Below are 15,196 nucleotides of genomic sequence, written 5' to 3'. Positions count from 1 at the left end.
GAAGAGGCTGACCTTTTGTGGACAGCCTTTCTATGAGAAAAAAAGATTTTAATCAAATAAACACTTTCCTTCTTATGAGTGATGAAAAATGATATACGTCCTTTAAACATAATGTATATTGCTAACTTATATCAATTTTTAACTTTTTTTACTGATTTAACGGCTTCCATGGCTGCTTCATAGTTCGGATGTTCCGTGATTTCAGGAACGTATTCAGCATACTGTACGACATCTTTTTCATCTACAACGAATACTGCTCGGCATTCTAAGCGATGTTCCTTTATATATGTGCCATATGCTGTGCCAAATGACATCTTAAAATGATCTGAAAGGGTTTGGGCCTGTTCTATACCTGCGGCTCCACACCATCTTTTTTGCGCAAACGGAAGATCTACACTAATAGTTAACACTTCTACATCATTTCCTAGATTGCTAGCCATTTGGTTAAATTCCCGTGTTTGTGCATCACATACTCCTGTATCAAGAGAGGGAACACATGAAATGATGCGGACTTTCCCTTTTGAATCTTCAAGAGTAACCTTTGTGAGATCATTTGCTAATACTTCAAAATTTGGCGCATTCTCACCAACACGAATTTCACTCCCAATCAACGTAACTGGATTACCAGCAAAGGTTACTATACTAGATCTTTCTATGGACATATTATTTTTCCTCCTATTTCCTTAGCAATTCTTCCAAAAACATTTTCTTAAAGGTTATGAGCATAGCCATCTATTATGTGGTTACAGGGTTCACCTTATGTGAATTTTTAAAAAGGGTATAGTACAAAGTTAGTATGATATTCCTTCTTAAATATAGTAAGAGGCGCTATCGCTGCTTATTAGAAAGTTTTCAATTTTTTCTTTTACCACGTTCTTAACTGCGTTTTGGACTAAGGCTATTGTTTCAGCTGGTAGTTCCGACCACTCTTTTTCTGTAACATAAGTTTCTCGATTAAGGGTTTTTATCATCACATGCTCTAAATCTGTTGCAATGTTCACTTTACTGATCCCCCCATCGGGAATTTGAATTGCATTCCTGATCATCTCAGAAGGAGTGCCTGAACCGCCATGTAACACTAAAGGTACAGAAGTCCATGCACGAATTTCCATTAAACGTTCAATATCAATTTTTGGATTTTTAACAAGATAAACTCCATGTGAAGTTCCGACAGAAACCGCCAATGCATCAATGCCCGTTTCTTCAACAAACCGTTTTGCTTCTTCAGGCTCTGTAAATAGCTCTTCATCAACATCGGTTTCTATAAAATCGGTTGTCCCTATCTTACCTAATTCAGCTTCAACAGATACGCCTCTTGAATGTGCATAGTTGACAACCTTTTTGGTTATCTCAATATTTTTCTTGAATGGTTGCTCTGATGCATCAATCATTACGGATGTAAAACCAACTTCGATGGCTTCGGCAATTACATTGAAATCCTTCGTATGATCTAAATGTAACACGGCAGGGATCTTAATATTCTCCTCTTGGATCACACGATAAAACTCTCGGCTAAACTCGGCTAAGTTAATTCCATACCGTTCCTGCTCCCTCTCTGAAGTTTGAACAATAATTGCCGACTTCTTTTCTTGGGCCGCTCTAAGTATAGGAGTTATCATCTTTGTAGCTCTAGGAGTAAACGCCCCGACAGCAAATTGATTTTGCGTAGCTACTGCAAGTACCTTTGATAATGAACTAACATTGCTTGGTTTTAAATCCACTTTCATTCATTCAAACTCCCTTTTAAATGATTTCGTTTGTCATCCCCATTCGTTACCTAATAAGCAACGATGTTTCTTTTATTTTAATCACTTTTCTGAAAATTACAATACTTCACCCCCTCTTTGTTACCCAATATTCGAAAAATATATGTCTAGCACGAGGGTTTTCATGAAAATAATGAATTAAGCTTCTACTATCGTTTCTGAGTTCAATGAATTTTCTTTTTTGATATTATTGTTAATCGTTAGGGCAATAATTGCTGCGATTATTATTGCTGCTACCATTAATATGAAAGATGAATTGTAAGAACCACCGCTCCGTTCAATCATATATCCCATTAAAAAAGGGGCGATGAAGCCTGCAATCGATCCAAAACAATTAACAGTGGATGAGCCTGCAGCCATTATTTGCGCGGGAAGTGTGTCAACAACCAGGCCCCAGAATGCTCCTTGTGCCAAGAACATGAAGAATGCTGCAACACATTGATACGTGATGACCATTGCCGTGGAAGATGCTTGAAGCATCAATAATAAAGCTAACCCGCCAATTACAGCATTAGGAATAAACACCCATTTTCTTTTTCCTTTTACCTTATCTGACAAGTATCCACCAAAAATAATCGAGACTGTACCAACTAGAAACGGTAAGGCACTGAAGATGCCAGTATTCATTAAAGAAAGTCCCCTTACGTTTATGAGATAAGATGGAAGCCAAGAAGTAAATCCCCAGAAAGTAATATCAAAGAAGAACCAAATTAGCGCCATTTGCCATAAAATAGGTTTTCTTAATAGCTCCTTGAAGGAGACTCCGGATTTCTTTTCTTCGTCCGATTTTTCTATCTCACTGTCTTCTTCTAATTCTGCAAGCTCTTCTCTCGTCATTTTAGGATGATCTTTCGGATTATCTTTGAAATTAAACCAGATATACAGACCGATAATAATACCTGGAATACCCATCACGATAAACACTGTTCGCCATCCAAATGCCGCAATGATTGCTGCCGCAGCAATAGCAGCCAGAGCGGGTCCTAACGTATTAACTGTTGATTGAATTCCTGTGGCAGTCCCGCGTTGCTTACTGGGAAAGTAATTAGCTATTCCTTTGTAAGCCGCACCTGGTAAACAGGCCTCCCCTAAGCCGAATACGAATCGGACGATTAACATAAGTGGATAAGAAAATATTAAGCCAGTCAATGATGTAAAAATGGACCACCAGACAATCGCAATGCTCATCACACGACGAAAGCCATATTTATCCGATAACATCCCGCCCGGTATTTGGAACAGTGCATAACCTGCAAAGAAAATACTTAACAGTAACCCTTGAGCTGTCGCCGTTAGATTTAGATCTTCACCAATAAAAGGCAATGCAATAGTTATAACCATTCGATCAAGGAAAGAAAACAGCCAACATAGCCATAATACAAATAAGACTGTATAACGAACTTTCCATTTACCTTTCTTATTCATCTGCAGTTGTTTATTCATTATCATAAACCCCCCGATTGATTTCATTTTAAGGCCACATGCACTGGACATTACCACTCATCACATATAAAGCGCTTACAATTTTACCATTAAAAAACTAATCATCAGCATATTTACATGTGACATAACTCTTAAATTGCTGTTAAGCTGAGTTGATATAAATGAAACGCTTTTAAATTATGTCCCCCCCTTCCTAAATAGATTCATAGGGTTTCTCAACAAGCAACACCGTTCCCTTATATTCTCAAAAAAAATTCCGAGAAAATATTATGGAATATATCATTATGCAAAATAATCATTATCCTTATTCTTGATGTTTTGAAGCAGATAATAGGTAAGAATGCGACGTTTTAAAAAAACACCTTAGTTATTCGTTTTAATAAGAATGTGACTGGTTGCACGGATGATATATAGAGGAAATTTTTTTGCTTTTAAATATGGAATCGCTTAGTTTTACCAATTCCCGTAAATTTTTTTCCTAGGTAGATTTGCTGCAGCCCTCTCCACTCGCCAACGTTGCTTATTAAGGAACTTTGTTTCTTTAATATTCTTACCTGAAAAGAATTTTAACACGTGCACGTTTATGTTTCAAGAAAATTCTGAATTTAATGTTCTAACCAATAAAATTCAATTCACATCTTCTCTCTTACTCGTGATGTAATGGTGAATGATAATTTACGCTATCAATTTACAAGGATACTGCCGGTTATCCAAAAATTAGCTCCTTATAACACATAATGAAACCCCACCTCGTCTAGACAGCAACTGGTGGGGTTTTAACTGGCTTCTACATCTACATCAACCGGGAGGTCCATCTTTTGCAATCGCGTCCTTTCATTTAAACGGCTAATTTGCTGAATTCATCCAACTGATCTTTAGTTAAATTTTTGATGAAGTGGTCGAAGTTTATCGATTCGATTTCATACCTTTCACAAACCTTTACATAACTTTCATAAGCTTTATCCTGGATATTCAACATTTTGACTCCTCCTCTTCTGTTATATAACAACTTTTATAATTATCAATAATATATAACAACTATGTTTTTGCGTCAATTACTTTTCTGAAAATTCACTTAAATATCATTCTTATAGTATTTCCAACATTGTCCTTGGCTAACCACACCTTATAAAAAAAGCACAGATGCTTGATCTGTACCTCAAGCTAAATTAAAAGGACTAAGCGGGTGCAATACCGACCTGATTCCTTAGAACTATTAAGTGTGTTTGACTTTTAGGTTCTTGCTTTTGAGTGATGGGGTTGGGAGGATTTCTTTTTGTAATATAGGGCGTAGGTGTCGACACGGCTGTCTCTGAAAAATTGCGTATATTTCTCGTTCTTTCTATATCTTTCAAATTAATATCCTGTACAATGTTACCTTCCTCATCATCAAGTGAAGCCAAGATATTCCCAAATGACTCGCTAATGAATGACCCACCGTAAAAATTCATGTCCTTTTCTTGACCCACCCGCTTTGTCGCGGCAACAAATACACCATTAGAAATACCATGAGCTGAAATCGCCTTTTCCCAGGATGATCCGGCTCTGAACCGTTTTTCTTTCAGTATCTTATAGGCATATTCTGATGCATACCCAATTCCCTGTTCAAACAGAAGGCCTGTCAACTCCCCCATTTCATGAAGTCGATTCACATAATACTATTGCAAGATGACACGTTTGCTTTTGATACGGGTTCTAATGTCATTTTCTTTAGGCAAAAAGTATTTATTTTTACTTTTGCCTTCCTATTTTATTTAATGGTCGCCTATATGCATTCATACGTAATGATTATCATGATTTCATGTACAATGCGAGAGGTATTTTTGTTATCATTAGTTCATGAACTTGGAAATGGATGCTGAATTTTTAGGGGGAACCGTTTTGAAAAATCCGTACTCGGAATTAGCCACCGGGATGTTGAGGACCGGGATTTTAGGTTTTGGCGGCGGCCCGTCCGTCATCCCGCTCATCCGTCATGAAGCTGTTTCCCGATATCATTGGCTCGATGATGATGAATTCGGGGACACCCTGGCGATTGCCAATACTCTTCCTGGACCGATTGCCACTAAGATGGCGGCATACCTTGGCTACCAATTAAAGGGCTGGCCGGGAGCTCTATTGAGCGTGACCGCTCACATCTTGCCTTCTTGCCTTGCAATGGTTTTCCTGATTGGTTTCATTAATGTACTAAGCAATTCAGCAATGATCGGTAATATGATCGCTGCTGTCATGCCAGTTGTTGCCGTCATGCTTGGTCAAATGGCTTATGAGTTTGGCGAAAAGGCGATTAGAGGGCTAGGAAAAGTTCTCGGTATCACCTTTTTTGTGATTTCCTTTATATTGCTCCAGACAATCTCCCTTCACCCAGGTATCGTCATCATGATTTTCTTATTATACGGAGCATTCCACTTTAAATTAAAAGAAAGATTTAAAAGGGTGGATGAGAAGGAGGAATTGCCTTGATGGGCCTTATCATCCCGCTTGGGATTGCTGTTTTTCTTGCGTTCTTCATTGCCAATCTTCTTGGATATGGGGGAGGACCAGCCTCCATCCCACTTATGTACGATCAAATCGTAAACCGTTACGGCTGGCTTGGTAATACCGAATTTTCACAGATGCTTGCGCTAGGAAATTCCCTTCCAGGCCCGATTGCCACCAAAATTGCCGCATATGTCGGATATGATGTGTATGGCTGGCCAGGGTTTTTGGCTGCATTGGCAGGCACCGTCATCCCTTCAGCAGTAGCTTTGATCTACTTATTGAAAATCCTGCGCAAATACAAGCAATCACCGATCGTAAAAGGCATGTCCTTGCTGGTACAGCCCGTGATCGCGATCATGATGCTGTTGCTTACCTGGAACATGGCTGCAGATGCCGTCGATTCAATCGGGTACTTCCATTCAATCATCCTGGCCGGATTGGCCTTCTTGGCCTTAGGGAAATTCAAGATACATCCAGCATTCGTGATCATCCTTGCCTTTGCTTACGGCGGCTTTATCATCCCGCTCATTTAAATGGAAAAACCCCACCATTAAAGTGGGATTCCAGACTGTAAAAGCTAGGGTTTCATCTAAAAGTTAAATCAACTTGAATTGGAACGGAAGGTACGTGACTCCTAAGGGAACCATGAAGGCGATGCCGAGGAGGCTACCGAGCGCCTGGATAAGGGAGTGCCTGAACGTCGAAGTTGTATAGGTCTCTTAACATCTTTCTATTCAGTAATCGCAGAACTCATTTCTTACCTAAAGGCAAAGGTTTGGGATTTTATAAATTCCAAACCCTTTTTGTCTGCAAGCTGTACGGCCTATACCTCGGTCGTGTCTTTAATGAATGATCAGGAGCCAAAAATAAAGCCCAATCAAGGTAATCAATAAGGTGGGGACGGTTAGGATGATTCCGACCTTGAAATAATACCCCCAAGTTATCTTGACACCTTTTCCCTTTAAAACATGAAGCCACAGCAACGTGGCTAAAGACCCTATCGGGGTGATTTTCGGCCCTAAATCAGAGCCGATCACATTTGCATAAATCAGCGCTTCTTTAATTGGTGCTGTTGTTTGTACTTCCGCGATGGCCAAAGCGTCAATCATGACTGTTGGCAGATTGTTCATGAAGGAAGAAAGAACCGCGGCGATGAACCCCATGATGATCGCAGCCGAAAATAATCCCTGATTGGCAGTCGCTTGAATGACATCAGCTAACAAGCTGGTCAACCCAACATTCTTCAAGCCGTAAACGACTACATACATCCCGATCGAAAAGAAAACGATATTCCACGGTGCCCCCTTCATTACACCCTTTACGTCCACCGCAGGACTTTTCCTTGCCAGCATTAAGAGGAACAGCGCAATCGCAGCTGCAATGAAAGATACAGGAATGCCGATGAATTCACTAACGAAATATCCAACAAGCAAAATAACAAGGATCAGCCAGGAAATCTTGAACATCTTTGCATCCCTGACCGCCTCTGCAGGTTTCTTTACATGTTTTGAAGCATATGTAACAGGTATCTGTTGCTTAAAGAATAAGTACAGGACCAAAATGCTTGCGCCTAGACTGATCAGGGTAGGAACGATCATCCTGCTGGCATACTCGCCAAAACCGATCCCAAAAAAATCTGCGGAAACAATATTCACTAGATTGCTGATGACAAAGGGCAAGGACGTCGTATCTGCGATAAATCCGCTTGCCATGATGAATGGCAGCACCATCTTATCTTCAAAATCCAGTGCCCGTACCATCGCAAGCACGATTGGAGTCAAAATCAAGGCTGCTCCGTCATTGGCAAAAAACGCAGCGGTTATGGCTCCCAAAATCAATACCAATACAAATAAACGAAAACCGCGGCCGTCAGCAGCCCGGGCCATATGCAGCGCTGCCCACTCAAAGAAACCCACTTCATCCAATATTAACGAAATGATGATCAACGCGACAAACGTCAATGTCGCATTCCAGACGATTTGAGTCACATCACTCACATCCTGAAAAGAAACGACACCGAACATCAACGCAATGATTGCCCCGCCGCAAGCACTCCAGCCTATCCCAAGACCCTTAGGCTGCCAAATAACCAAAATTAACGTGACAACAAAAATAATTATTGCCAATACTATCGAACTCATGATATCTGCACCACTCGCAACTCCTTCTACGAAACTATCTTTTAACTATATAAGAATAATAGTTTAGACACAATCCGGACGCTTCAACAAAGTCCTGACAATTCAATACTCCCCTTCCAGCTCATTCTCATGCACCTGGACAAGGAATGGGACATCGACGAAATCATTTCCTGTCGAATAGCCATTCCCGGTAAAGGAGGTGTGAGGAAATGTCTCCTTTCCTTTGGCATCATAAAAACTAGTGAACACTTGCAACCCGTCCTCTAAAGCCAGGAATTCATTCTGTCCATCTTTGGCCTGTATTTCCACATACTGTGTCAACAGCTCCTGCCAATGATCAGGATACTCCTCTACTCCGTACATTTTTCCTTGAAGCGAAATCCGGTGCATCATTTCCATTCTATGTTGATAAGTATCCACCCCATCCGCCACCATGAATTCCCTTTCTTTCTTTAGAAAAAACCTGATTTCGCCAACGTCATCTTTAGGATTGATATTCCAGATGATTTTTGATTTCTTTTCTCCATTCCAAACTTGAGGCTCACCTCCTTCATTCACGGAAGCTGCTCTCCATTTATTATTCTTCCAAATCCAAAAGCTCATCCCATACCCATCATCTTCGCTAATAAAAGGAACAAATACATGTGTATCATCCAAAAAGATACGGTCTTGAATGATCTTTGGCTGGGCTTCAGAAAAAAATGAGTTGATCCGTTTGATGACTTGCTTATCCGATAAGAAAAGGTCAGGGTCTTTAGGGATTTGAGTAAATGAAAGAACACCGATTATCAATAATATCGCAACTAGTAAAATAATCTTTTTTGTTTTTTTAGCCATCCTTCCCAACACCTCCAATCAAAATCGATTCCTTGAGCCTGAAGTAGACTTGACGCCCTTTATTAGGTGTAATCAGGATTCCCCTGCCATCTTCTTCAATGAAAATGATGGCTTTAAGTCCACTCCCCTTGGCAGGAATTGTCCCATTCAGGATATAAGGGAATTTCTCTTTGTGATCGCCATCTTCACGGATTCGGTTATACCAAGATTCACTCTCGATCTTTTTTTGTGTCATCTGTCCCATCAATTTTTCCAGCTTTGCTTTATTTAATGTTCCTTCTTTCGAGTGGGGGTGGCTCGCAATCAATGAAGCCTTTTTAACATCCATCATATATGTCGATGGTGCATCCTTCGGATACATCATTCCATCAAGCGGTATGGCTAAAAGGGCTAAAGCGAAAACGATGAAATTCGATAAAAACCCGAGCCAGGCAAACCGGCGAAATCGCTGCCATCTCAGCGCATTCCCTCGCCTTCCCAAGAGCCAAGAGAGAAGAGCCACACCGATTGGGAGAATGGGTATGCTTATGATTTCTCCTGCTAGATTAAACGTGAAATGAAAAGCGAACATTCCTATCACCAATACGAGAATAGCCTTCCAGAGTTTAGGAGAGGCTGGTTTTTTTCTATAAAGATGGCAAATAAGGTTCCGATCAGTATGTAACTGGCCGCTGTAGCAATTAAAGAGGGTGCATGCATATATTTTTCTAAATCAAACATATCTTCTGAAATTCCCCTTTATTGGACATTTCACTCCACTTATGATCCTGAGTTATACAATACCATATATATCCTAAGTTGTAAGTGATTGCAGGCTGTCCCCCCCTCATCAATAAATCGAAGGCGGAGGTTTTACAGCCTGCTTAAGATGGGACAAACGCTTATGATTATTCAAGGTTCCCTTCCTCAATCCTTCGCTTGAAAGGTCTTAGCAATCGTTTTGTACTCTTCTTCATTGATAATGCCGATTTTCTTGAATAAAGCCGAATATGCAAGTATTTTCTTTTGGGTACGGTTTGTACAATTCATATGGTTCAGCTCCTTTTTTACATCATATTCACTTGATGACAAAATGTTTCCTTTACGCAACAAAATTAACATCGCTAAAATATTGAAAACGGGCCATTTTTCCCGACAGCTAAAGAATCCAAGTGGCCAATCGTTTTCAACTCCATTAAACTAAGAAAAACGAACATTCTCCTCGTTAACCGAAGAACCGGCAGACAAAGATTCAGATTATGTTTTATCTAATAGGAAGGAAAGAAACAAATCTGCATAATTCCTGCCTATTTTTTCGCTATAATGACTTTAATAGATAAGAGGGTGAACATCTTGAAAATCTCCATGAAGCTAGGACTCTATATATTCGTAAGTATTTTTTTGTTGGAAACGGTTTCCATGCTCTATTTACATAACCACGTCATCAACTCCAGGATCGATCAAGAATTGGATTCATTGAAATCCCGTGGCAACAGTCATCGTGATGTTTTAGAGCTTACATATTCCGAGGCAACCCTTGAGCATATCGCCCTGATGGAATCCCATACAGATACAGATGTCGTAATAACGAATAAAGCAGGCGATATTATTGTTTCTTCAGAAAATGTAAATCCGGGAATGAAGAAAATCTTGCATAAGGTGCTCCCTCAAGTACCTCGAAAAGGTCTGATCGTCCAATCAAGCTGGAAGGATGAACGGTATATCGCCACAGTCACATCATTTACCAGTGAACATTCAAAAGAAGGCTATGTCTACATGTTCAAAAAGACAAGAGAAGTAGAACTATTAATTTCCCAATTAAACAAGCACTTTCTTTTTGCAACGGTTTTGCTACTTTTATTCATGCTTATCATCATTTATTTCCTTTCAAAAGCATTGACTAGACCGCTTATTGGCATGAAGGAAGCGACCACTAAATTAAGTGAAGGCAATTTCTCCGTGACTGTACCAGTGCGATCACATGATGAACTTGGCGAACTCGCCCAATCGATACAGAGCCTGGCTAACGAACTGAATTATTTAAAGAAGGAACGTAATGAATTCTTGGCGAGCATCTCCCATGAACTGCGCACGCCTCTCACTTATATCAAGGGCTATGCTGATATTGCCCGCCGGAAAGACTTGGATGAATTTGAACGATCATCCTATGTAGCAATCATCCATGATGAATCGCAACGTTTAAATAGATTGTTGGACGAACTATTCTATATGGCTAAAATGGATCTGCCCACCTTCACCGTTTCAAAAGAAACCGTCAGGCTTACAACATTGCTGCAATCCATTCATGAAAAAGTGCTGCCGGCCTTCACGAATAAAAGAATGCAATTGCACCTCGAATGCACGGAGGATTTATTAATGAATTTAGACCCCGCAAGGTTTGAACAAATCATGCTTAACCTGCTGGATAATGCATTAAAATACTCGAACGAAAATACGGTCACCACCATCAAAGCAAACCGGGCACCTGGCACTATCTCCATCTCCATCATCGATCAAGGGATGGGCATCCCCGATGAAGACATCCCGCATATCTTTGATCGTTTATACCGTGTCGAGAAATCACGCGCTAGAGATACCGGCGGATTCGGATTGGGGCTATCCATCGTCAAACAGTTAGTGGAGATTCAAGGAGGGACGATTTCAGTTACAAGCAGCCTGGACCAAGGGACGTGCTTCACGATCATATTTAAAGGAGATAATTAAATGAAGACAGCAGTTCTGGTAGATGATGAACAAAGAATGTTGGATTTGTTAGAGCTATATCTTGAACCTCACGGATATACGTGCATAAAGAAGGACTCCGCGCATGATGCGGTACTGTTCTTGAAGCATAATCATGCTGACATCGTCATTCTCGATGTAATGATGCCCAACATGGATGGTTGGGAAGCATGCAAAAGGATCCGGTCGTTTTCCGCCATCCCCATTATCATGCTCACCGCCAGGAATGCAGCCGAAGAAATGGTGAAAGGGTTGAAATATGGCGCCGATGATTATATAACGAAGCCCTTTAATGAAGATGTTTTACTGGCCAGGATTGAAGCTGTGACAAGACGGGTGCTCCAACACGAAGTCGATGGGGTGTTCTTTAAAGGGTTAAAATTAAATGAATCCGCTTATGAAGCTCATTATCAAACCAAAGCCATTTCACTAACCCCAAAAGAATTTTCCATGTTGTCCTTGTTTTTAAAATCACCTGATCAAGTGTACTCCAGGGATCATCTGCTCTCGACCATCTGGGGTTATGGGACGAACACGGAAGATCGGACAATCGATTCACACATCCGAAATATTAGGGAAAAATTGCGTCACGCCGGCTTTCCAGCAGATGTGCATTTGAAAACGATTTGGGGCGTGGGATATAAATGGAGTTCTTCATGATCGATATGCATTTCATTTCAGAGGCTTTGGCATCAAGCGGACCTCTGTCCATTGTTGTCAGTATAATCTTGAACATATTGATTAGCGTGCTTGGTTTTATTCCGAGCGTATTCATCACTGCAGCCAATATCACCGTATTTGGATTTCATAAGGGATTGATCGTTTCTTACATAGGGGAAATTACAGGAGCGGCAGTGAGCTTTTGGTTATACCGGAGAGGCATTCAAGCACTCCCACCAAAGTTCATGAAAAACCGCTGGATCATGCGGCTGCATGAGTCACAAGGATATCCTGCATTTTGGATGATCTTATTGCTAAGGCTCCTTCCTTTCATCCCTTCCGCCGTGATTAACCTTGCCGCTGCATTAAGCAGGTCGAGCCTCATGATTTTCCTCATCGCCACATTAATAGGAAAACTGCCCGCCCTCCTCATCGAGGCGTACTCGGTGACACAAGTTTTACAGGCTTCAGGCAAGGTAAAGATCGGTTTAGTGCTGTTGATCAGCATTATCGCAGTTCTTTATTACGTTAGAAAAATAAGAATAAAGAACTAAAAGCTTTTGTCTTTAACTAATTTTTGATAAAATACAAGTCTTGGAAGAAATCGGATTCCCGGTTTCTTTCTTTCAGGCTATGAGGCTCCTTCCTTCTCTTAAGTTTTATTCAAGAGTCGGCCACCCTTGGTTTCCAAGGGTGGCCGACTATCCAATACAGGGGCCTCGCTTTCCTGGTTTCACCCTTCTTATTTACATATCCGAATGCTGGTCCTTTTTTTGGACATGTCCCTTCTTCCCCCACCTATACATTTCCATTACTAAGACATTCATTATTTGTTCGCAAACGAAAAAACGGTCGCAATGGCATGTTTGCTCTTTTTTATGCCTTAATTAGTGTAAGGATCCTTATTAGAAAAATGGCAGATATTCAATTTGATAATTTGAAAGGAGGCAATCGGAACAGGAGGATAGAGGGTTACTCTCCTTTAGTTCTGGTGCTGTTTATGAAACAAACCATTTTATTGAGAAGAAGAAGGATGGTATGGATGGAAAAAGGGACCGATATGCTTCCAGTGAAGTACATGGCAACTGCTTTGAAAAACTTGGAAAGCTTAGGCTTCACATTTTCTAAACCGCTTATCGATGTTCTAACGACCCTTTCCATTGAGGAATTCGTTTCGTTTTTTCAACAAACGATCCTTGATGTCAAAAATATGATTGGTGCGCATGCTGTATTTCGGCCGATGTATCCCAATTTCCCTTCCCAAGTCATGGAAGCGGATGAGGCAGAATTGTATTGGAATGCCCTCATTCACTACTTGGATTCCTTTGTTCATGATGTAACGGGGCTCAAAACTGATGGATCACTTCCTGCCTATACGAAAGACGAACGGTTCCCACTTCTGGACAGAGTGGATTTAGAAGTCATAAATCTTGCACCTGCCTCCTCCTTTGATACGATGATTCACCAAATCATTGCATCGAACCGTTCTCTTTCCGTGGCAGACCAAGAAGAAGTCGAGTGGGTTATCAAAACCTATAGCCCCGAACAAATCGCTTCTTCCATCTTACCTGAATGCATACCGATGAAAGAAACCATTGCTTTTGTAGCCGGAGCTTATTGAATCATCAAAAAGCAGAAATTGAACAACTATCCCGCTTCTTTAACACATCGACTGACGTTCTTCGCTTGGCCGTCTTCTTCTCCGGCGGGGATGTGAGTTTGGCGGCCGTGACCAAGTTCCGTAAGTTCAAACGACGAGAACGACGGTTCATTCTTGGATTGTTGGAAGCATGTCCATCGCTTACAGAAGATATGCTGCGCTACAAGAAAGAATGGATCCGACTAGGGGAAATCCTGCATCCTGGTGAATATGCACATAATTATCCCCACACCAAAAAGGCATTCGATGTCCTACGGAACAGCCTCGATTTCGAAACGTTCTCAAGTAAGCTGGAAAAAGCGATTGAACGTAAGGATATAAATCTATGTGTGGCACTACTTCGTTCCCGCCCAGGGGAGTTCGCCCGTCGACTGGATCATTTGATTCGCCTCTCCCATTGCCCGGAAGAAGTGATATCAGCGTTTTCCGATGTGGCGGATTCTGTCACAACCCCTGTGCTGCTTCAGTTAGCTACGCACTTTAAACATCGCCACCTATTTCAACCGACTCGCACATTCTTTCCAAAAGGGAATGTCGGTAAAGTCCAATTGGTGGAGAATGCATTGGTGCCGCTGGACCGTCAGCTATCATTGTCAGCTTCCCGTTTATGTGAAGAAGCATTGCAAAGACGTTTTTCAAAGCTCCCCCCACTTGGCCATGCATACATCGATGAACGCCTGAAAGAGCAGCTTGTTCCATTTGCGCAACGTTCTGCGAGCAAATCGCTTCGATCTCTGGTTAGAGGAAGTAAACTAAATCTTCCAGAGGGTGACACGATTCGCTTTTTCACTTGGTGGAAGGAAGGACCCTTGCTGAATGGAGGACACTCGGACCGGATTGATATAGATTTATCCGCCGTGATTTACAGTGAGGAATGGGAGTTCTCGATCATATTTCGTTCACGAACCTGAAGTCAACCAAGTTTCAATCCGTTCATAGCGGGGACATCACATCCGCTCCACATGGCGCATGTGAATTCATCGACATGCATATTTCCTCAATAGAGGAAAACGGTGGGCGCTATGTCACGATGAGCCTTCAATCTTATACTGACCAATCGTTCGTTTCAATGCCTGAATGTTTTGCCGGCTGGATGTCGAGAGAAGAACCCAACTCTGGAGAAGTATTCGAGCCGTCGACTGTGCAAGACAAAGTGGATTTGACGGCAGACACATTAATCAGTATCCCTGTCATTCTTGACCTATTCGAAAGAAAGGTGATTTGGGCTGATGTTGCTTTGAAGGCATTCCCCCATGTCAGCAATACGGTGGAAAACAATCAAGATGGCTTGATAGCCATCGGTAAAGCCTTAACTTCCCTCATCAAACCGAACTTATATGACTTATTCACCCTTCATGCCCAATCCAGGGGCGAACTGGCAGACGATCCCAAAAAGGCCGATGTCATCTTTTCACTTCACGATGGCCTCACCCCCTTTGATCAAGAAAAGATATTGGCCGAGTTCCTTATTTAATGATTTCTAGGCT

The 15,196-nt window shown here is 41.3% G+C and carries 14 protein-coding genes and 1 pseudogene; 6 read left to right on the top strand and 9 right to left on the bottom strand.

Annotated elements, in window-relative coordinates; genetic code table 11:
* Positions 1–131: 131 nt before the first annotated feature.
* The 5 genes from tpx to ABE28_RS04970 all read right to left on the bottom strand — a co-directional run bounded on the left by tpx (position 132) and on the right by ABE28_RS04970 (position 4,861).
* On the bottom strand, positions 132–662 hold the full coding sequence (gene tpx / locus ABE28_RS04985; protein ID WP_064466775.1) for a thiol peroxidase: 531 nt from the start codon (positions 660–662) through the stop codon (positions 132–134).
* A gap of 147 nt (positions 663–809) precedes the next feature.
* The gene (locus ABE28_RS04980) at positions 810–1,727 is read right to left on the bottom strand and encodes a class II fructose-bisphosphate aldolase (protein ID WP_064466776.1); all 918 of its coding nucleotides are present in this window, start codon (positions 1,725–1,727) and stop codon (positions 810–812) included.
* A gap of 177 nt (positions 1,728–1,904) precedes the next feature.
* Positions 1,905–3,209, bottom strand: coding sequence for an MFS transporter (locus ABE28_RS04975; RefSeq protein ID WP_218971331.1), 1,305 nt, complete (start codon positions 3,207–3,209; stop codon positions 1,905–1,907).
* 838 nt (positions 3,210–4,047) lie between these two features.
* Complete coding sequence (locus ABE28_RS25430) at positions 4,048–4,188, bottom strand: hypothetical protein (protein WP_167353384.1); 141 nt, start codon at positions 4,186–4,188, stop codon at positions 4,048–4,050.
* A 199-nt stretch (positions 4,189–4,387) separates the two neighbouring features.
* Entirely contained in the window at positions 4,388–4,861 is a 474-nt protein-coding gene (locus tag ABE28_RS04970) for a nitrilase-related carbon-nitrogen hydrolase (protein WP_257390715.1), read from the bottom strand.
* 229 nt (positions 4,862–5,090) lie between these two features.
* On the opposite strand from ABE28_RS04970, the gene ABE28_RS04965 reads away from it, so the two are divergent.
* On the top strand, positions 5,091–5,672 hold the full coding sequence (locus ABE28_RS04965) for a chromate efflux transporter ChrB (RefSeq protein ID WP_156775685.1): 582 nt from the start codon (positions 5,091–5,093) through the stop codon (positions 5,670–5,672).
* On the top strand, positions 5,672–6,223 hold the full coding sequence (locus tag ABE28_RS04960; RefSeq protein WP_064466778.1) for a chromate efflux transporter ChrA: 552 nt from the start codon (positions 5,672–5,674) through the stop codon (positions 6,221–6,223). The genes ABE28_RS04965 and ABE28_RS04960 overlap by 1 nt, the downstream gene beginning before the upstream one ends.
* Positions 6,224–6,532: 309 nt before the next feature.
* Here ABE28_RS04960 and ABE28_RS04955 read toward each other — a convergent pair whose 3' ends face one another.
* From ABE28_RS04955 to ABE28_RS25640, 4 genes are all read right to left on the bottom strand, one after another.
* A complete protein-coding gene (locus ABE28_RS04955; RefSeq protein ID WP_064466779.1) occupies positions 6,533–7,831 on the bottom strand; it encodes an arsenic transporter in 1,299 nt (432 codons plus the stop codon).
* A gap of 102 nt (positions 7,832–7,933) precedes the next feature.
* Positions 7,934–8,668 carry a hypothetical protein gene (locus ABE28_RS04950; RefSeq protein WP_064466780.1) on the bottom strand — a complete coding sequence of 245 codons (735 nt, stop codon included), beginning with the start codon at positions 8,666–8,668 and terminating at the stop codon, positions 7,934–7,936.
* On the bottom strand, positions 8,661–9,239 hold the full coding sequence (locus tag ABE28_RS04945; protein ID WP_156775684.1) for a hypothetical protein: 579 nt from the start codon (positions 9,237–9,239) through the stop codon (positions 8,661–8,663). Before ABE28_RS04945 ends, ABE28_RS04950 begins: the two co-directional genes overlap by 8 nt.
* A 335-nt stretch (positions 9,240–9,574) precedes the next feature.
* Positions 9,575–9,697: a hypothetical protein gene (locus tag ABE28_RS25640; protein WP_257390714.1), complete on the bottom strand. Its 123-nt coding sequence runs from the start codon at positions 9,695–9,697 to the stop codon at positions 9,575–9,577.
* A gap of 294 nt (positions 9,698–9,991) precedes the next feature.
* Between ABE28_RS25640 and ABE28_RS04935 the strand changes: the two genes are divergently transcribed.
* The 4 genes and pseudogenes from ABE28_RS04935 (at position 9,992) to ABE28_RS04920 (ending at position 15,183) form a co-directional block, all read left to right on the top strand.
* A complete protein-coding gene (locus ABE28_RS04935) occupies positions 9,992–11,371 on the top strand; it encodes a HAMP domain-containing sensor histidine kinase (RefSeq protein WP_257390713.1) in 1,380 nt (459 codons plus the stop codon).
* A complete protein-coding gene (locus ABE28_RS04930) occupies positions 11,372–12,049 on the top strand; it encodes a response regulator transcription factor (RefSeq protein WP_064466783.1) in 678 nt (225 codons plus the stop codon).
* Positions 12,046–12,603: a TVP38/TMEM64 family protein gene (locus tag ABE28_RS04925; protein ID WP_083231949.1), complete on the top strand. Its 558-nt coding sequence runs from the start codon at positions 12,046–12,048 to the stop codon at positions 12,601–12,603. Before ABE28_RS04930 ends, ABE28_RS04925 begins: the two co-directional genes overlap by 4 nt.
* A gap of 446 nt (positions 12,604–13,049) precedes the next feature.
* Positions 13,050–15,183, top strand: a pseudogene (locus ABE28_RS04920) (cytoplasmic protein).
* The last annotated feature ends 13 nt before the right edge of the window (positions 15,184–15,196 follow it).

Origin of the sequence: Peribacillus muralis (assembly GCF_001645685.2) — a bacterium.
Lineage (GTDB): Bacteria > Bacillota > Bacilli > Bacillales > DSM-1321 > Peribacillus > Peribacillus muralis_A.
This window is presented reverse-complemented; position numbering and strand designations above follow the sequence as displayed.

What these genes read in the sequence shown, in the direction of transcription:
- ABE28_RS04925 (WP_083231949.1), top strand. Translation starts at nt 12,046, where the DNA reads ATGATCGATATGCATTTCATTTCAGAGGCTTTGGCATCAAGCGGACCT.
- ABE28_RS04930 (WP_064466783.1), top strand. Translation starts at nt 11,372, where the DNA reads ATGAAGACAGCAGTTCTGGTAGATGATGAACAAAGAATGTTGGATTTG.
- ABE28_RS04950 (WP_064466780.1), bottom strand. Translation starts at nt 8,668, where the DNA reads ATGGCTAAAAAAACAAAAAAGATTATTTTACTAGTTGCGATATTATTG.
- ABE28_RS04980 (WP_064466776.1), bottom strand. Translation starts at nt 1,727, where the DNA reads ATGAAAGTGGATTTAAAACCAAGCAATGTTAGTTCATTATCAAAGGTA.
- tpx (WP_064466775.1), bottom strand. Translation starts at nt 662, where the DNA reads ATGTCCATAGAAAGATCTAGTATAGTAACCTTTGCTGGTAATCCAGTT.
- ABE28_RS04975 (WP_218971331.1), bottom strand. Translation starts at nt 3,209, where the DNA reads ATGAATAAACAACTGCAGATGAATAAGAAAGGTAAATGGAAAGTTCGT.
- ABE28_RS25640 (WP_257390714.1), bottom strand. Translation starts at nt 9,697, where the DNA reads ATGAATTGTACAAACCGTACCCAAAAGAAAATACTTGCATATTCGGCT.
- ABE28_RS25430 (WP_167353384.1), bottom strand. Translation starts at nt 4,188, where the DNA reads ATGTTGAATATCCAGGATAAAGCTTATGAAAGTTATGTAAAGGTTTGT.
- ABE28_RS04955 (WP_064466779.1), bottom strand. Translation starts at nt 7,831, where the DNA reads ATGAGTTCGATAGTATTGGCAATAATTATTTTTGTTGTCACGTTAATT.
- ABE28_RS04945 (WP_156775684.1), bottom strand. Translation starts at nt 9,239, where the DNA reads ATGTTCGCTTTTCATTTCACGTTTAATCTAGCAGGAGAAATCATAAGC.
- ABE28_RS04960 (WP_064466778.1), top strand. Translation starts at nt 5,672, where the DNA reads ATGGGCCTTATCATCCCGCTTGGGATTGCTGTTTTTCTTGCGTTCTTC.